Source organism: Psychrobacter sp. 1Y6 (genome assembly GCF_052258385.2).
GTDB lineage: Bacteria > Pseudomonadota > Gammaproteobacteria > Pseudomonadales > Moraxellaceae > Psychrobacter.
The window spans coordinates 1264620-1281792 of record NZ_JBQQEW020000001.1 but is presented as its reverse complement, the minus strand read 5'-3'; the positions used below and the strand labels follow the sequence as shown (position 1 = coordinate 1281792).

The following is a 17173-nucleotide window of genomic DNA, read 5'->3' as shown; positions in this document are numbered from 1 at the left end:
GTATGATAAAAAATGCAAAAAACCCCACTTAGCTAAGTTGCTAAATGGGGCTGTTACTTTTATTCAGTAAGCTTTTACGAATGACTTAGTCCTTTTTTGGCTTTAATGCCGCGCTGATGTCTGCCAGCAATGGCGGGATATCATGCTTGTCTGCAATCACCTCAATCATTATAAGCTTATCGGTAGTCGCAGCAGCTTTGTCGAAAGCAGATTTTAGCTCGCCTGCTGTCTCTGCTTTGAGTAATACGCTATTTTCTTCTGTCGCGCCAAACGCTCGCGGCATGATTTGCCAATCGCATTTAGGGATATCATTATAGTATTGGTTTTCGCCATGAATCGCACGCTCTACCGTATAGCCGTCGTTATTGATTAAGACGATCACAGGATTGATGCGCTCTTGAATCATGACCGCTAGCTCTTGGATCGTTAGCAATGCTGAACCGTCCCCAATTAATAACACGCTACGCTTATCTGGCGATGCGATTGCCGCGCCCAAGCTGGCAGGTAACGTGTAGCCAATTGATCCCCACATCGGCTGCCCATATGACGTCACCCCTTCTGGCAGGCGCACATCACTGATACCAAAATAGGCCGTTCCTTGTTCAGAAAACACCAAGTTATTGTGATCTAAGCGGCCAGCGATAATATGCCATAAATCATCTTGGCGGATAGCCTCACTGTCTTTACCTTTTTGTTCATGCGGCTTAACTTCTTCACAGAAAGGTTTTGGCACGATGTTAATGCCAGAGGTCATCACTTCATGCAGGGCTTGCAACGCATCTTTTAGCGCAATCGGTGCAAAGTTCTTACCACTGATAGAAGCACGCTCATAATGCAAGTCTACGACCACATCTTCATTGATATCTTGGCTAAACCCTGCGGTGGTAGTGTCAGTATATTGCACCCCTACTTTGATGAGACATTCGCAGTTTTCTACCGCATCTTTGACAATTGGACGCGAAGCAACACCCGCATAAGTGCCTGCCCAACGGTCACTATTTTCATCAAGCAGCGTCTTGCCCCAAGATAGCGTGGTATAAGGAATATCGGTATCAGCAATCAACGCTTTGAGCTGCGACTGCAATCCCAAACGATGCACCATCAAATCTGCCATTAGGGTCGTGGTCTTATTTGGCAAAAACTCGGTTAGTGCTTGCTTAAAATCTGATAATGCCGCTTGGCTAGTAATATCTTCTTGGCTATCGATCAACTTGGTTGTTGGTGGATAGATAGGCTGACGAGCAACATCTGGTGATAATAGTAAGTAACCTGGGCGATGCTTTTTGAGAATTAAGCGAATTACTCTATCAATTTCTGAGGCAGCATTTTCAGGGGTAAGCTGCGCACGGGCTACCGTCACAGGCTCAACCATCTTAATAAAATGATTGAACACGCCATCACCAAGCGAGTGATGAATACGGCGCTTTGAGTCTTGTAGAGCCGTGCTTGGTGCACCTACGATATGCAATACCGGCGCATACTCAGCAAAAGAACCTGCGGTCGCGTTGATCGCTGATAGTTCGCCTACACCAAAGGTCGTCACCATAGCGGCAAACCCACGCTCGCGTGCATAGCCATCGGCAGCATAGCCAGCATTTAGCTCATTGGTGTTACCTACCCAGCGTAGCTTGTCAGAAGCAAGAACATTGTCCAAAAAAGTTAAATTAAAATCACCAGGTACGCCAAATATCTCAGATGCGCCCGCTTCTGCGACACGATCAAACAAATAATCAGCGATGGTATATTGTTGACTCATTTTTTATCCTTATGACTTATCTTTGTAAGTATTGATAATTGTGAATGTGATTGAGGTTAAATTATAAAGTGCGTCCCAGCTTATTTATGTACTACAAAGCTTTTGGAATACATATTATAATAAACCGTTATAACATATATTTATGACCAGAAGACACGCCTATTTTAATAACTTTAATTTTTTTCGTTATAGGTGTTGACACCTAAAAAAAACTGCGTATAATACGCCTTCATCAACTGACGATAGTTAATTGATAATTAGCGGGAATAGCTCAGTGGTAGAGCATAACCTTGCCAAGGTTGGGGTCGAGAGTTCGAATCTCTTTTCCCGCTCCAAATACTTAAAAAGCCTCACTTAACAGTGAGGCTTTTTTTTGTCCGATTTTCAAGGGCTGTAGAAGATATTTCGAAATATTTTTTCTGTTTCAGTTAAGTTTAGCTACTCAATCGAAAAGCTCGTTTTCAGTGTGGTGCCCATTTGGTGCCCAAACCGTGCCCTGCCCTAAAACTGCGTATACGTATCTGACCACAACCTCGCTATTTTTGGTTCAAAAATCATCATGACACCTAACCTAGTAAATTTGGCACTATGCTGATTTTTGAACCCAACCTCAATTCAGCAAAAAACGTGTTTCTCAGAGGTCTAATTTTTCTGAAATGCATTTTAGTTTTATAACATCCAAAATTAATTGTCGTTTAAATAGTGATGACTACAACCTAATATTTGAAAATAATTAGGACGAGTAGCATATTTATCGGCGCTAAGCTTGATGATTTTCAAAATACTTCAAAGAACCATCCTAACTTTATTCTGAACCTCTTTCCTCACAAACCTCATCTTCTTCATAGAGGATAATATCGCCAGGTGTGCAATCTAAAAGCTTACAAAGCTCATTTAATGAATCAAAGTCTATTCTAGTCACTTCATTATTGTACATTCGATACAAAGTAGATCTTCCTAATTTAGACATCCTGTCAGCATCAGCTACACGGATACCTCTTTGTGCAAATAAAACAGGTAAATTGAGCTTAATCATATATAAAATCCCTAAAGTGATAAAAAAGTGCTTGCAAGTGATAATATTTATAGATAGTATGTACTCATTAGTGATAACTAATCATTCACTAATAGTAAATTTATTTCACATGGAGAACTATTATGTCACAGACTTATCTCACTACTCAAGAATTAGCCGACCGTATCAAATACGACGCACGTACTATCCGTAACCAACTTAAGGACACTGTTTTGATTGAAAACATCCATTACATTCGTCCTTTTGGCGGTCGCAAGATTTTGTACGTATGGGAGCGTATCGAAGAGGATATGTGCAAGCCGGTTATGAGTGCCATTAACGGTATGGCTTTACAGTAATTTTTATTTAAGCAAGGAGCTAAACAATGGCCTCAATAAGAGCGAGACGTGGCAAGCTATTCGTAGATTTTCGATATATGAATATGCGTTGCCGTGAGACAACCAATCTCACAGACACTCCAGCTAATCGAAAGAAGCTGGCTAAAATTATCGAAAAAATGGAAGCAGAAATCACTCTAGGTATTTTCGACTATGTCGCTTACTTTCCAAAGAGTGAACGAGCACAGGAGATGACGGCACTGGCTGATAGAGCCGAAGCTTGTATCAGTCGCAATCCAACCTTTGAGCAGTTTGTCGATATTTGGTATGAGGAGAAGAAGATTGAATGGCGACCGAGCTATCGACAAAAGATACAGATTATTCTAGATAAGTATCTCTTACCTGCGTTTGGTGGCAAAGCGGTACATGCCATAAAAAAATCAGACTTGCTGACCTTCCGTAGCTCTCTCGCCAAAGTTCGTTACGGTAAAGATGGTCAGTCAAGTCTGTCAGTAGCACGGATCAACCAGATCATGATACTTCTTCGTATGATACTAGAAGAAGCATCAGATCGCCATGAGTTTGAGATGCCTTATAAAAATATTAAGAATCTCAAGCAAGCTCGTCCTGATGTAAATCCTTTTACCTTAAGTGAGGTATGGCTGATTTTAAAACATGTCCGTGCTGATTATAGGCCCTACTACACCATTCGCTTTTTTACCGGGATGCGTACCAGTGAGATTGATGGGCTTAAATGGGAGTGCATTAACTTTGATCGTCGTGAGATCAGTATAAGAGAGGCATTAGTTAATGGTGAGATGGGTCCGACGAAGACATTAGGCTCACAGCGTGATATTGCGATATCACAGTTAGTTTATGACGCCTTACTGGAGCAAAAGACTCGTACCTTTGGTAAGTCAGAGTTTGTGTTTTGCAATTCACAAGGCAATCCAATGGAGTACCGTAATGTGAATAGACGGGTGTGGAAGCCAACTCTTGCCCTACTCGGTTTGAAACACCGGCGTGCTTATCAAACTCGGCACACGGCAGCGACGCTTTGGCTCGCTGCTGGTGAGAACCCTGAGTGGATAGCACGTCAGATGGGCCATAGCAGTACAGAGATGCTGTTTCGAGTATATAGCCGTTATGTACCTGATATCACTCGTCAAGATGGCTCAGCGATGGATAACTTGCTACTGGCGAGCAAGGAGAAGCTAACCAGTGCATCGAATAGCTCTGACACTGAAGCACTAATCACGAATGCACAAACTGACAAGGAGACGTCACAATGAAAATCATCAATTATGAGCAGCTGTTTGGTGAGTTTAAACCTGACGGTGCAATCAGTGAGGATGCAAACCTTATCGCTAATGCATTGATGCGTGAGTTATATATTTCATCTGGTCATAACCTAGCACGCTTCTTAGGATTGAAGCAGTGTTTTAATAACGATATGGCGATGCGTGTGTGGGTGCAGAAGCGCTTGGATGCTCAGGATGGGTACTTTGTGGAAGATATGCGCAGTCAGCTTCAAAGCGAACTTTATGAGCTACTACCGCACTCTGACTATGGCAGCTACTGAGGAGAATATGATGAGTATAAAACTTCAGCCTAATATGACGCAGAGCCCATATGATATCAAAATATGTGAGGATTACTGGGCATATGATAATCAGAGCAGCTTTATTAAACATGTGAAGACGCTTTGTGAGAAGTATGAGGTAAGTCCTCAAGTATTCTTTGAGACAGTTGCTCAGTGTTATGCCTACTTAGACGATGTGGTATGTGAGTACTGCGGTTATGCTTGTCCAATCGAAGTACCTGCTGACATTCCTTATATGCGTGCACAAGACAGTTGGTTATGCGCAATATGTGAGCATGCTTTATGGCGGACAGATAAAGAAAACAAATAAGTGTTAACCATCGAAAAGGCCAGGCAGCATAAATTGTCTGGCCTTTTCTTGTATCTAGTATCTCTTATACACAGTTTAAATTTAGTTCTGAAATATCTCCGCTAATTGATAGCAAGCCCTAGCTTTGTTAGAAATACATTAAGATATATTCTTACTTTCATTAATACGCCAACGCTTTTGTTTTTTGACCAAGGTTGATTGATCAATATTAAGAGCGTTAGCAGCTGCCCTTGTAGTGCCATACTCCGCTATAGCTTCGTTGATTAATTTTTGTTCTAGAACCTCTACTTGTGATTTCAAAGAGCGCTTATCTTGTTTCAAAGGGCTTTTTAAACCGAATTCACTGGGTAAATGTGCAAATGTAATTAATGACTGATCAACGGTAACTACTAACCTTTCCGTTAAGTTAATCAACTCACGAATATTACCGGGCCAGTTATAGCCGCTTAATTGTGAAAGAACATCTTCGTGCCAATGACAATCTAGTTCATATTTTTCATTAAAGTATTGAATGTAATGTTCTAGTAATGGACGAACTTCATCGCTTCTTTCTCGTAACGGTGGTAGATAAATGGGAACAACACTTAATCGATAAAGTAAGTCTTCTCTAAATAATTTTACTTCTACCAGTTTTTTTAAATCATAATGTGTAGCGGAAATTAAGCGGAAGTTTGTTGTTTTAAACTCAGTGCCACCGACAGGTATAAAGCGATTTTCAGCAATTACTTTAAGTAACTTTGCTTGCAAACTGAGCGGTAAATCACCAATTTCATCCAAGAATAAAGTGCCGTTATTGGCGGCTTCAAGCAGTCCAATCTTTCCTTTTATCAATGCTCCAGTAAAGGCTCCCGGCATATATCCAAAAAGTTCAGCTTCAAGTAGTGCTTCTGGCATAGCCGCGCAATTAAGTTCAATAAATGGACCGTCACAGACCTTGCTATACTGGTGGATGGTATTTGCTAATAATGTTTTGCCAGTACCAGTTTCACCTTGAATAAGCATTTTGGCACTAGTTGCAGCAACTTTTTTTGCCAAATCGTAACAAGCCTTCGTATTACGACTAATAATAAACCTTTCTTGCGCAGTATCCCCTTTGGCTGACGTTCCGTAATTCTCTCTTAGTTTTAATAATTGCTCAAGCTGTTCTTCTGCATGCTTTGCTTTTAAAAGCTCTGTTATGTCCCTTGCTGTAGTGACAACGTACTCTATCCGCCCTTGTGCATCAAACATAGGAGTACCAGAGACAAATATTTTATGATTACTACCTATTGTTTGGATGATAGTAATAGCACGCAGTTCTTTTAGTACTTCAAGTGAAACGGAGCGCGAAATAAAACCAGCCTGGACGACTTCAGACATGTGCAAACCGACCAAACGCCGCTTAGGTAGTCCAGTCATTTGCTCATAAGCTTTGTTCATAGTAATTGTTATACCATTACCGTCAGTGATATAGACGCCATCACTTAGCGCATCTATAACCTTCTGTAGATTTTCATCAAGGAACACTCAGTTCTACTCCTTTATTTTTTCACGCAAACGCCAACCATATATTAAGAAGCATAATAACACCCCTGCAGCGAATGCCCACGTGGCACCTTTTATAACTAGTATTCCAGCAATAACACCAGCAATACCTAGATCACTATCGCAACGCGCTTCTTGAATGCCAATTCGAACACTAACATAGCCTTGAATCAATAATGTTAAAGCTAATGCTATTCCTAGTATTGGTTGTACTAAACTGACTACAGGCAATAGTAACAATCCAGTATTAGTCCCCCAGCGGAAAGAACCAGCACCCCCAAATATTGAGTCCATTGCCTGTCTGCCCTGCTTGTATCGCTCAACAATCACAACATGCATTGCCGCCCACAAAGGACCACACATTGCAACATCTGGTCCCATAATACTCATTCCCAGATTTCGAGCGCCAAAAATCAGATGTGCTCGATTCGGATCGTAATCAATTTTTTCATCTTGGCGTGCTTCATCAGCTTCTTCTAATATGGATTTGCTTTGTAATACATCACCAAATAATACGATGTAAGCAGCCAGGACTGTTGGAATAGCTGTTAAATACATTGTCATTGGAGGGAGACCTACACCAAATACAGTATATTCAGTAAACATTGTCACAAAGTCTGGCTTTGTGATACCCCACTGGATATCTGGCCAAGGTGCCTCTGAGAACATTGGTGCAAGAATAATTGCCAGTACAATAATAGGAAATACACCAAGGTTACCAATAAAACGAAAGCTCCAATGATACTTTCTTAACTTAGCAAAATGCTGCGAAAAGATTAAGTAAAATGCGATCCCAACAGCGATAGTAACAGTAAACGGATAAGTCTCAAACCGCCCGCCTTCTTGAAAAACCACAGATACTGCAGCTAGCCCAGCACCCATAATGATGCCTGCTTTAATTGCACTAGGAATAAGATGAACGACTCGCTTAGCTGCACCTGATGCTCCTAAAAATATGGCGAATAAGCCTAACATCATCTGAAAAGCAATGAGCGCATGGACTCTACTTTCTCCTTCAGGAAAAGTAGATACATACATAATAAGTAGAGGTATAGCAGGTGTGATCCACCCAGGTACGACAGGATCACCTAATAGGTGATGGAGTAGATAAAAAATTCCATTGATCATCACAATGGCAAGGGCTGCTTCAAAGGGCATACCCAGTAGTTCTGTCATTAGCGGAATAGCAGCTAAATCAACAGCACACATGAGTAGACCTTGGAAATAATCAGGCCACTCAAAACGGTAATGTAGAAAGGGTAGTCGGACTTTAAATGGTCCTAGTGGATAATAAGATGCTTCTCCTGCTGCCGTTCGCTTCTTCCATAAAGACATAGCAGACTTCCTCCTTAAAAGGCTTCTTGGTATATAGTTTCAATATCTTTGACACTAAGTTGTCTAGGGTTGTTTCGCAATAACCTGGTCACAGCACTAGCTGAAGTAGCTAACTCTTTTAAATCGTCAAACTCGATTCCAAACTCTCTAAGTTGTTTAGGGATAGATACAGACACACATAATGCTTCAATTTTAGCGACTACATAGTCCCCCGCCTCAGATTCACTAATAGAATGGTCTGCACCCATAGCAATCGCAATATCGATAAACTTGTCTGGGCAACTAGTACTATTCCACCTCATCACATGAGAAAACATAACTGCATTACTAACACCGTGAGATAAATGGAATCTACCACCAAGCGGATACGCAAGCGCGTGTACAGCTCCAACGCCAGCATTACCAAAAGCTAACCCTGCCATTAAACTAGCTGTAGCCATTTTCTCACGTGCAGCTATATTAGTAGGCTCTTGATAAGCAACAGGCAATGCATCAACAATCATTCGGATTGCAGCAATGGATAAAGATTTAGTGATTTCGGAAGCAAAATTAGATAAGTAACTCTCTACTGCGTGTACTAGCGCATCAACGCCACTTGCAGCAGTAACAAATTCTGGGCAGCTCAATGTTAGCTCAGGAGCGACAATAGCAACATCTGGTAGTAGCTCATTACTTACTATGCCTTTTTTAATCTGTGCTTGAACATCCAACAATATTGATATGTTAGTAACTTCAGAGCCTGTTCCTGCTGTTGTTGGCATACAAATTAAAGGGATTTTCCGAGGCGCTACTTTATCCTCACCGAATAATTCGCTCAATGATCTTGTTTCACCACTATAAATCGCAACGGCTTTTGCCGTGTCCATTGCGCTACCACCTCCTATAGCGATAACCCCATCACATTGATTTTCTTCGAAAGTCTCACAGCAAGCCTCAACAATGTGGGTTTCTGGCTCTGCTGAAATATCACTGTAAATAAATATATTTTCAACACCATTTGATTTGAGGTTATCAATTACTGGTTGAATAATACCGGCGTCTTTGACACCTTTATCCGTTACAATTAAAGGTCTTTTTACATTTAAACTAGCCATCTCTTCAGGTAGCAGATAACTAGAATTCTCACCTGTCAACAGTCGACGAGCAGTTTTAAAGATTTGAACGTTATCAGTATTCATCAATTCACCTCGAGTATTTATAAGTTAAACTCTAGTAACATTGATGCAATCTACGTACCAATCTTATGAAGAAAAATATAAGTAACTGATAAAAAAGATTAAATTAATTAAAATGATTGCAAAGACTATTGATATTGATGAATAAAATCATCATTAATTTTTATTTTATGATTTTATTCATCAAATAAGACTGAGTGTTCAAATAAAAGTATTCATAAGATTGTCAATCCTACCAAAAAATAAACCGCCCTACTTTATAGTTAAGACGGTTTAACAAATTTAGGCTGAACTGTAATGGTCAACTAAACTAGGACACCTGATAAGTGTAGCGGCATAGTAAAATTGGATGATTTTCGCGAACCTTGCTTCTCATAATGATATTATCCACATTTCCATAGAGTTATAACCAGCATTGTAGTTTGGCTCATAAAAATAGTTTTTTTGTTAGTGTGAGGTCAAAAGCCTAACTCAGTCACTAAAAAAACCTTTTTCATTTGAAACCTGAAACACTGTGTCCATTTCTTCCAAAATTTTATCTACCATTGTGCCTTTATTTATCATTAACCATGCCTCACTCGAACCTTTCCAATCCTGGGGATCAAAATAGTAGTAAGCGGGCCATTGAGCAGAAGAGCTCACTTTTTTATCAGTCAGCATCGTATTCAGTACCGTTTTCATAGTTTCTGTATGTGGACACGCTTTCGCGGCTTCTACAGAAGTGAACTTAATTCCTAGAATTGGACGATCAAACCCTGCATTATCAAACTCGAAGCAAACCCATGCCTTATTATAGCCAGGAATTATGAATCTAATTTGTTCGTATCTTCTGCCCTCGCCGATATAACTAATATCTAATTCATAATCAGTTTTTTGATATTTTGCTAACAAATCTATTTTTAACTTAGCTATCAGCTCTTTCTTCATTCGATCTACAGTGTTAGATACCTTGATACTGGCATCAATAGTAGCCGCATTTTTTTTAATAATATCTAAAACTGCATTATCTTCGTTCATATCTTCTATCCCCATAAACTGTTTCTGAACAAACTTAGTTAGCTGTGCAATAAATTCACTGACACTATGATTTTGGCATTCTACTTGACACGCTTTGAGCCAACTAATCAGACTGCTAAATCTAAGATGACTATATTGATTGCTAGTTATCCAACCTTCTAAAGTTTTAGTATCAACGCTATACTCACTTGGTACGTCATTATCTTCGTTTAGATAAACAAGATGCCAAAGCTTATGTTTTCTATTTTTAAGTTCAATAGCATAATCTTTCATTTGGTCAAGCTGATCTGCTGCATAAGGTTTATTTTCGATACAGATACCGTAGCTGTGATCACCTACCTGACATCTTAAGTAAATATCCATACGACGCTGGGTATTACTTTTCCCCGTTATTTCTTCAAGAAAAACCTCTGTTTTCTCAAGGTTATTAAGAAAAACCTGCCAGTTATCATCTTTATATATAACAGGCAAACAATGCTCAACAAATAACCTTAAAAAGCTTTCTTGCTGAGCATGACTTCCTTTAGGATCAAGCAGAGCTGCCAAAATACGACTAAGTCCTAATTCATCGGTATTAATATAATCAAAAGTACTGAAGTCTGGAGAAAGTTGACGGCTATAGAGTGCTTGCGCTGTCTCTAATGCGTTAATCTTTTGGCTCACATCATTTATCAAACTTTGCACGATACTCATACTCATCTATCCTCTTAAAATCTCACTCGGTTTCATTCACTTATATTTCTGGTCATTGATTTGCTTTAGCATTTCTATAGTGCTTATATCGTAACTGCCCTCATAGAACTGGTATAAAAGCTGCTCAAATACACACTTATTACCAGCGGCAAAGGCAAACAACGTTAGCGAAGATTGCAGCTTCAGATTATCTGGTGAACCAAAGATATCTAAAGCACTTTTATCAGGATGCAACAGCAATAATTCAGCGCACTCTATTAACCGTGCTCCAAGCACTTCATACTGCAAATACGCTTTCGCTTGCTCCAGGCTCCCTATTGCGAAGCGTCGAGACATCTTACTGTGCCCTAACCCTTTCACCTGTGGAAAGATAAACCACATCCAATGCGTACGCTTACGACCTTCGGTCAGCTCTTCAATCACTTGTGAATAGATAGTATCTTGAGCTTGGATAAAATCATCGAACAAACCTTTCTCTATTGTTGTCATTTTTCACACTCCTTATGATTTAATTAATGAGCATTTGCCTACCTGCCACGCTAACCAGCCACATATATCGCTCCCATCCGGAAATGGTCAGATTTATCAACTATCCTATTGCCGTAAAACACTTCTGCATTATCAGCAATTCGGTTTTCAACAGCAGTTGTGATACTAAAAAACTCATCAAGAGATAGCTTATAAACGCTTTCAATATCAAGCATCATATACTCGATACTAAGACCTTCAGGAATTTGATTGAGTAGATGATTAACGGCACTTTGTACTTGTTCTGAGTCTGGCTTATCGGTTACCCTAGCTTGTATAAATTTAGCAGTCTTTTCAGCTCCGCAGGATCTTTCGATATCATTAACATCTATACCAATCTTATCCCGATCAGATAATACTGATTCAAAAACTGTCATCACCTGTCCAACTTCTCCCGCTTTGCAAATAATTATCCCGTCTATTACTTCGAATCTATCAATATGCTTATCTGTGGTTTGTAGCGCAAACAATGTGCAGCCGACTTGTTGTTGTAGATTTAGCAATGACTGTTCATCCCAACCATCTTCGATAACGATAAACCCAACCTCAGACAAGAGGTAGCTATCCGATTGCAGCGCATATAAAGTAGTTAAAGGTATGGGCTCTATCTGAAGCTCATCATTACGTTCTTCGTTGATGTCGTTTTTTAGAGTCTGTTTATCTTTAACACTACTATCTACTGTCATATTCGGCTCCTTTCTAAAGTGAAATCATTAATTACGGTTATAAAGCTGCATCCCACTTTCTAAACGCTCAAGAATAACTGTCTTTAGCTCTAATGGTTCAATGACGACGGATAATTGCGACATACTCACCAGCCAATCTTGTAAACGAGTAGTATTAGCAACCGTAGCGCTGACTTGATTCCAAGTGTCGTCGATAATTATAATCTTCTGATCTATCGATAATGGACGCTCATAAAGATGCTGACAGGCATATTTCTGTACTTTTAAAACTAAGTTGATTTCAATATTTTCCCCAAACTCTAGCTTGCCCAGCTTCTGTAAGCTATCTAATGTAAAAACGTCACGCCCTACCCAGTCAGGTATTGGTTTATCTATGACTACTGCCCCGGTAATACGATTGACTGCAAAATTGCGATGCGCTTTTAACAGTACCTCATCATCGATATGATCATCTACTGGATTAAAGCCAGTGAGATAGATCATATTGTCAATAAAAATCAGTCCTTTGGGATACACCATTCTTTGAACTGGTGTTTCTTCCCATTTATTTTGATAGCCTATTCGTAATTGACGATTCTGTAGCAGAGCCTGATGAATACTTCCAATCACATCACTATCAAGCTTTGGCGCTTGCACGATACTAGGTAAGGTGATGAGATGATCTTGCCATTGTCCTAGCAGACTTTGATGAAATTTATCTTTATCTTGTCGACGTAATTGAGTGAGCTTGTCTGTGACTCCTTGTTTAAAAGATATTGGTAAATAGTTTGCAGTATATTTATCCAGCATCTCCCAAAAGAACACCGTCTGCTCGTTAATAACATCGATACTAAAGCTCGGTTCAATATAAAATCGCGCTGTTTGTCCACTGATTTTTTCTCCCCATCTAGGTACTCGAACCAGAGCATCACTATAAAAAATATCGTTAAAGATTTGGTTTAGTGCAATCAGATCGTTTTCTAAACTCTTACGCTCATTCGTATGATTATCAGGGTTATTACCATAGGTGTTCATCAACTCCGTCAGTGACACAGCATCCGTTTCACTCCGAGGCAAACATTGATATAAAGCAAATAGACGTACTGACTTTGTATAGCTGGCGATTGAATGAGTGGGCATAGTTAGGTCGCCTATTTTGATATTATTAAACGATGCATTTTTAGTTTATGTTTAACTCGTAATCGTCTAAAATTTTCATTAGTTCGATAATTCTCTTAGACACTTCCGTAATACTAAATTCATTGTACTTCCACATAAACCAGACATTATTATTTTGAAGCTTTTTATCATAAAGAGATGGATCAACTCTATATTCTTTTATTATTTCTTCTAATTTAATTAGTAAGTCGCCGAGGTTGTCGTAAAACTCTATATGAATCGTAAAAGTCATTTCATTAGATTTATCGTCCTTCCTGATACAAAACACTACACCAGAAGATGAGTTAACCCATCTTTCGTTATAGAATCGAATATACGGTTCATAATAATTCCATTTATCAATTTTTGTTTTACCAGAAAAACCTTGCAAACTATTTCTTAAATCAATGTTTATCTTTGCAGCTATTTTAGGAATAATATCCTTATAGAGATATTCACTTAGCTTAAAATAGTCATTTATATTTTCCGTCAAAAACTCAATCTCATCTTTACTTATTTCACCCACGTTATCTAACTCCTTTAAGTGCAATAAAAATTCTCTAGCGAACAGCCCCCATTTGTTATAGGGATTATCTAATAACGCCTTTGACAAATACGGTTCAATGGCTTCTACTAATTTTTGATAAGAAATGCCATACCAGCCATTACTCTTAATGACATCATCAATTCTACCGTCAAGACAAAGCACTATTTGGACTAGGGTCTTGTCTTGCTCATCTTCTTTTTTATTATCTTTGATACGTTGCATACCATAGCTGGTGTAGTCATCAAACGGATTATTTTGCTCATGATAAATCTTACACTCGACTATGATTAAGGCGTTTTTCGTTTCGATTAACAAGTCGATGCGATTGCCTTTGGCGGTTGATACTTCAGTCTCTACATTTTCCAAGCTACCAAAGGTAGCCATCTTGTTTTTGTTTTCTAATAAATATTTTATCCCTTTAAAAAAGCAATCTTCTAAATTATGAGCTTTAGTTGTGTCTAAAAAAAAACTAAGCAGTTCCGTCGTTGGATTTTCAAAGTGACCACGAGCACCGACATCGAATAGTGTGAGCTCTTTGGTTACAATATCTAGCTGTTTAAACTTATTGATCAGCGCTTTATAGCCCTCTAGATTGGATACTCTTGCTAAATCAGTCATTTATTTCCCTTAAAGTAAATAGGTTTTAATTAAAGCTAACATGTTTAACAGCTAAATAAGCGCCGCACTAAAATTTAATAAGCTCTATCACTCGAACCGAACCACAATAGCCGTACCATTGTCATAAGCATTGCCATCAGATTCGTAAACTTGGTTCTTGAGATTGATTAACCAAGCTTGTAAATCGGTTTCAGCACTGACAAGTTGCCAATGACGACTCGGCACCAAGTCATGAATATCATCCGTACAAACCAAGAGACAGTCGCCACTACTAAGATCAATCTTGCAAGAGCTGCCTTCTGGTGCGTCACTGCTTAGATAACTTTCGTCAGCCGTCAATACAAAGCAGTCAGTAATGCTATATAAACTCCCTGCCATTCCTTCTCGGTTATAATCAGAAAACTCCACTTGGCGACCTTGCTCTTGTACCTGCTGATCAATGAGTTCGTTCAATAGATTATGATCTGGAGTCAAGCACTGCCACTGTGATGCACCTTTCGATAACTGATAAACACGACTGTCGCCCACATGCATTATCGTCGTCTTTGTGATTTCAGCACTATCTAACTCACAGACAACCATCGCGAGGGTTGCCGCCGCGCCATTACGCTTAGCTGAATGCTTGGTTTGGTTAATAAGCTGATGAATGTTATTTGAAGTAATACTTTCCTGATCGTTCCATAACCGTCTGATCGCCTTTACCACCGCTTTTGAGCAGTGCTGTGAGTGATTGGAGCTTGCTACGCCATCAGACACTGCTAGACAAAATGGTAATGCAACTGATGTCACTGCCATCACACCTAGATCTTCTTGATACCAATTATCTAAAAAGAAAAAAGCGTCTTGCTGTAGGGTATTACTAGCATTTCCTAGAAAGGTAATTGCACAGGTCTGTGCAATAGAAGGAGTTTCTTTTAAAGGACAATGGTCAAGAGGAGCAGGAGCAGGAGCAGGAGCAGGAGCAGCCATGATGGTAAGCCTATATGTTTGTCATAGAGGCCAGTATAGCGGACAACCTTTAAATTTATTTTCTAGGTTGAAATATAAGATCATTTAGATAGTACATGAGTAACACAGAGTTGCTTTATATAAATAAAAAGGTGATGAACGTTCGCCCATCACCTCTTATGCACTATCTTAGGTCAATAAACCTTAATACTCTCTTACCATATTTTTTTGGGCTTTGTCATATTTAAAGCAAAAAGGTTGATCTACATAGCTGTCAGACATTCTATAAGCGTCTATATCGCCAGAAAAACAAAAGCGATTAGATTTAGTACTAAAATCAAAATCAATCGTATCGCCTTTCTCATTAACGATTATTGGCTTACCATTTGATCCAGTTGCCGCTGATAATGAATAACCAAAAGGTACTACTGTCTTCTTAGCAGGGTCAATCACAACCAAACGATAGGGCTTTTTGTTGACGTACCCTGTGTCATTGGTTTCAAAGATATAGATAATCTGATTACTATTGAAGTTAGGCTTACGCTCTTTCATAACAGTTGCATAGCTTTTCAAACGACTGTCTGTACAAAATTTCTCGTCCTCATAATCAAAATCACATTCAACTACTGTGACACCATATTTTGTTTTAGGTGCTGCATTAGCCGTAGAGGATAGACCTAAGATAATCATCGATGCTGCTAGTAGTAGGCTTGTCCTTTTAAACATGAGATTTTTCCTATAAATTTAAATAAATTGAGTACTTTTTACGCGGCTCACTTTCAAATGTCAGTAAGTATGCATTCTTAAGAATAGATGTGAGAAATTACTGATCGTTTTGCGGATAGCGTTCTTGGTCTATATCATTCCAGTCCATATAGGTTTTTTGGGAAAGCACTTTTCCTTGGCGGTCTAATGTATAGCGCGTGATACTGTCATAGCCATTATCATAAGCATTAGCGCCTTTGGTATTTAGGTTATAGACATCAAGTTTCCCATTTTTATAGCGACCACCATCGACATCTACAGCATCCCCCATTGGCTCCATATAAGCCATATCATATTTTGGTGGGACAACGACCTTTCCTGTTTTATCAATGACGCCCCATTTACCACTTCTATAGTCTCCAATCTTGACAGCAGACAGTCCTCCTGAAAACTCCATTGCCTCATCCCATTTGGCTGCTATCACTGTTTTGCCAGAGGTGTCTACAAAACCTGTTTTGCTATCTTCATCACCCAATGTAGATGTGTTATATCTGGCCAATCCTTCTGAATAGTCATCTAGCCAGTTAAATTTAAACGGTACGACTGTTTTACCTGTTTTATCAATTGCTCCAAATTTATCATTTTTACTCACCACTGCTAGCCCATCATTAAAATCACCGGCACTCTGATATAAATAAGGTATGGTCATTTTCCCTACCTTATTCATATAGCCGTATTTACCGTCTTTGTATGCGGCTACCATCCCTTCTTGGAAATCTCGGAAATCAATGTAATAGCCACCAGTCATCGGTGCTTGATGCTCAACAGGTATGACTAATTTGCCCGCTTCGTTAATATAGCCTTGCCAGTACAGATAGTCTTCGTAGTCCTCACCGCCGTCATAGCTTTTGACCATTCCCATTTTCATAATCGCGACACGAGCCATACCTTCAGAGAAACCACCACAGCTGTAATATTTTGCAGGTACGATGACTTTTCCTCTGTCATCTTTGTAGCCACACTGAGATTGCTCCGTATTCTCTGATTCAAAAGCTTGTAAGCCAGCGGTTGCACTACCTGCGCCAAACATTACGCATAGACCAAATACTGTGGCCGCTTTACTATTATATTTTTTCATTCAAATCTCATTTGTAAGGTATAAACGCTCTCTGTGATCCAAAAATATATCTATGAAATACAGCCTATAAATATCACTACATTAAATAAACAATAGTAGT

17 protein-coding genes and 1 tRNA gene are annotated in these 17173 nt (G+C 39.3%); 5 read left to right on the top strand and 13 right to left on the bottom strand.

The features are described from left to right. Positions 1 to 85: 85 nt before the first annotated feature. A complete protein-coding gene (locus ACTXGF_RS19150) occupies positions 86 to 1756 on the bottom strand; it encodes an alpha-keto acid decarboxylase family protein (RefSeq protein ID WP_443534094.1) in 1671 nt (556 codons plus the stop codon). 260 nt (positions 1757 to 2016) lie between these two features. On the opposite strand from ACTXGF_RS19150, the gene ACTXGF_RS19145 reads away from it, so the two are divergent. Next, positions 2017 to 2091, top strand: a tRNA-Gly gene (locus tag ACTXGF_RS19145). Between the two features lie 470 nt (positions 2092 to 2561). Here the strand turns inward: ACTXGF_RS19145 and ACTXGF_RS19140 are convergent. Further along, positions 2562 to 2792, bottom strand: a complete 231-nt coding sequence (locus ACTXGF_RS19140) for a helix-turn-helix domain-containing protein (protein WP_443534092.1) — start codon at positions 2790 to 2792, stop codon at positions 2562 to 2564. A 122-nt stretch (positions 2793 to 2914) separates the two neighbouring features. Between ACTXGF_RS19140 and ACTXGF_RS19135 the strand changes: the two genes are divergently transcribed. The 4 genes from ACTXGF_RS19135 to ACTXGF_RS19120 are packed head-to-tail and all read left to right on the top strand — an operon-like array spanning position 2915 to position 5022. Then, positions 2915 to 3130 carry a hypothetical protein gene (locus tag ACTXGF_RS19135; protein WP_021815097.1) on the top strand — a complete coding sequence of 72 codons (216 nt, stop codon included), beginning with the start codon at positions 2915 to 2917 and terminating at the stop codon, positions 3128 to 3130. Positions 3131 to 3156: 26 nt separating this feature from the next. Then, positions 3157 to 4401 (top strand): Arm DNA-binding domain-containing protein, encoded by a 1245-nt coding sequence (locus ACTXGF_RS19130; protein ID WP_443534090.1) that lies wholly within the window; start codon positions 3157 to 3159, stop codon positions 4399 to 4401. Further along, positions 4398 to 4691, top strand: a complete 294-nt coding sequence (locus ACTXGF_RS19125) for a hypothetical protein (RefSeq protein WP_201573068.1) — start codon at positions 4398 to 4400, stop codon at positions 4689 to 4691. Before ACTXGF_RS19130 ends, ACTXGF_RS19125 begins: the two co-directional genes overlap by 4 nt. 7 nt (positions 4692 to 4698) lie before the next feature. Continuing rightward, entirely contained in the window at positions 4699 to 5022 is a 324-nt protein-coding gene (locus ACTXGF_RS19120; RefSeq protein WP_443534089.1) for a hypothetical protein, read from the top strand. Between the two features lie 138 nt (positions 5023 to 5160). Here ACTXGF_RS19120 and ACTXGF_RS19115 read toward each other — a convergent pair whose 3' ends face one another. The 11 genes from ACTXGF_RS19115 to ACTXGF_RS19065 all read right to left on the bottom strand — a co-directional run bounded on the left by ACTXGF_RS19115 (position 5161) and on the right by ACTXGF_RS19065 (position 17073). Further along, a complete protein-coding gene (locus ACTXGF_RS19115; protein ID WP_443534087.1) occupies positions 5161 to 6528 on the bottom strand; it encodes a sigma-54 interaction domain-containing protein in 1368 nt (455 codons plus the stop codon). A 6-nt stretch (positions 6529 to 6534) separates the two neighbouring features. Beyond that, a complete protein-coding gene (locus tag ACTXGF_RS19110) occupies positions 6535 to 7881 on the bottom strand; it encodes a hypothetical protein (RefSeq protein WP_102092562.1) in 1347 nt (448 codons plus the stop codon). A 14-nt stretch (positions 7882 to 7895) separates the two neighbouring features. Next, positions 7896 to 9059 carry an iron-containing alcohol dehydrogenase family protein gene (locus ACTXGF_RS19105; protein WP_443534085.1) on the bottom strand — a complete coding sequence of 388 codons (1164 nt, stop codon included), beginning with the start codon at positions 9057 to 9059 and terminating at the stop codon, positions 7896 to 7898. A gap of 468 nt (positions 9060 to 9527) precedes the next feature. Then, positions 9528 to 10766 carry a PDDEXK-like family protein gene (locus tag ACTXGF_RS19100; protein ID WP_443534084.1) on the bottom strand — a complete coding sequence of 413 codons (1239 nt, stop codon included), beginning with the start codon at positions 10764 to 10766 and terminating at the stop codon, positions 9528 to 9530. 36 nt (positions 10767 to 10802) lie between these two features. Beyond that, positions 10803 to 11255, bottom strand: coding sequence for a DUF1810 domain-containing protein (locus tag ACTXGF_RS19095; protein ID WP_443534082.1), 453 nt, complete (start codon positions 11253 to 11255; stop codon positions 10803 to 10805). A gap of 50 nt (positions 11256 to 11305) precedes the next feature. Then, positions 11306 to 11980: a hypothetical protein gene (locus ACTXGF_RS19090; RefSeq protein ID WP_443534080.1), complete on the bottom strand. Its 675-nt coding sequence runs from the start codon at positions 11978 to 11980 to the stop codon at positions 11306 to 11308. Between the two features lie 27 nt (positions 11981 to 12007). After that, positions 12008 to 13099, bottom strand: a complete 1092-nt coding sequence (locus tag ACTXGF_RS19085; protein ID WP_443534079.1) for a helix-turn-helix transcriptional regulator — start codon at positions 13097 to 13099, stop codon at positions 12008 to 12010. Positions 13100 to 13139: 40 nt separating this feature from the next. Next, entirely contained in the window at positions 13140 to 14282 is a 1143-nt protein-coding gene (locus ACTXGF_RS19080) for a PD-(D/E)XK nuclease family protein (protein ID WP_443534077.1), read from the bottom strand. 87 nt (positions 14283 to 14369) lie between these two features. Beyond that, complete coding sequence (locus ACTXGF_RS19075; RefSeq protein ID WP_443534075.1) at positions 14370 to 15251, bottom strand: PP2C family protein-serine/threonine phosphatase; 882 nt, start codon at positions 15249 to 15251, stop codon at positions 14370 to 14372. Between the two features lie 183 nt (positions 15252 to 15434). After that, the gene (locus ACTXGF_RS19070; RefSeq protein ID WP_443534073.1) at positions 15435 to 15956 is read right to left on the bottom strand and encodes a hypothetical protein; all 522 of its coding nucleotides are present in this window, start codon (positions 15954 to 15956) and stop codon (positions 15435 to 15437) included. Positions 15957 to 16053: 97 nt separating this feature from the next. Further along, positions 16054 to 17073 (bottom strand): WG repeat-containing protein, encoded by a 1020-nt coding sequence (locus ACTXGF_RS19065; protein WP_443534071.1) that lies wholly within the window; start codon positions 17071 to 17073, stop codon positions 16054 to 16056. Positions 17074 to 17173 lie beyond the last annotated feature (100 nt).

Excerpts from the sequence above, each read along its gene's own strand:
- ACTXGF_RS19105 (WP_443534085.1), bottom strand. The coding sequence starts at position 9,059 with ATGAATACTGATAACGTTCAAATCTTTAAAACTGCTCGTCGACTGTTG.
- ACTXGF_RS19100 (WP_443534084.1), bottom strand. The coding sequence starts at position 10,766 with ATGAGTATCGTGCAAAGTTTGATAAATGATGTGAGCCAAAAGATTAAC.
- ACTXGF_RS19110 (WP_102092562.1), bottom strand. The coding sequence starts at position 7,881 with ATGTCTTTATGGAAGAAGCGAACGGCAGCAGGAGAAGCATCTTATTAT.
- ACTXGF_RS19085 (WP_443534079.1), bottom strand. The coding sequence starts at position 13,099 with ATGCCCACTCATTCAATCGCCAGCTATACAAAGTCAGTACGTCTATTT.
- ACTXGF_RS19140 (WP_443534092.1), bottom strand. The coding sequence starts at position 2,792 with ATGATTAAGCTCAATTTACCTGTTTTATTTGCACAAAGAGGTATCCGT.
- ACTXGF_RS19065 (WP_443534071.1), bottom strand. The coding sequence starts at position 17,073 with ATGAAAAAATATAATAGTAAAGCGGCCACAGTATTTGGTCTATGCGTA.
- ACTXGF_RS19130 (WP_443534090.1), top strand. The coding sequence starts at position 3,157 with ATGGCCTCAATAAGAGCGAGACGTGGCAAGCTATTCGTAGATTTTCGA.
- ACTXGF_RS19075 (WP_443534075.1), bottom strand. The coding sequence starts at position 15,251 with ATGGCTGCTCCTGCTCCTGCTCCTGCTCCTGCTCCTCTTGACCATTGT.
- ACTXGF_RS19070 (WP_443534073.1), bottom strand. The coding sequence starts at position 15,956 with ATGTTTAAAAGGACAAGCCTACTACTAGCAGCATCGATGATTATCTTA.
- ACTXGF_RS19095 (WP_443534082.1), bottom strand. The coding sequence starts at position 11,255 with ATGACAACAATAGAGAAAGGTTTGTTCGATGATTTTATCCAAGCTCAA.
- ACTXGF_RS19120 (WP_443534089.1), top strand. The coding sequence starts at position 4,699 with ATGATGAGTATAAAACTTCAGCCTAATATGACGCAGAGCCCATATGAT.
- ACTXGF_RS19125 (WP_201573068.1), top strand. The coding sequence starts at position 4,398 with ATGAAAATCATCAATTATGAGCAGCTGTTTGGTGAGTTTAAACCTGAC.
- ACTXGF_RS19080 (WP_443534077.1), bottom strand. The coding sequence starts at position 14,282 with ATGACTGATTTAGCAAGAGTATCCAATCTAGAGGGCTATAAAGCGCTG.
- ACTXGF_RS19135 (WP_021815097.1), top strand. The coding sequence starts at position 2,915 with ATGTCACAGACTTATCTCACTACTCAAGAATTAGCCGACCGTATCAAA.
- ACTXGF_RS19150 (WP_443534094.1), bottom strand. The coding sequence starts at position 1,756 with ATGAGTCAACAATATACCATCGCTGATTATTTGTTTGATCGTGTCGCA.
- ACTXGF_RS19090 (WP_443534080.1), bottom strand. The coding sequence starts at position 11,980 with ATGACAGTAGATAGTAGTGTTAAAGATAAACAGACTCTAAAAAACGAC.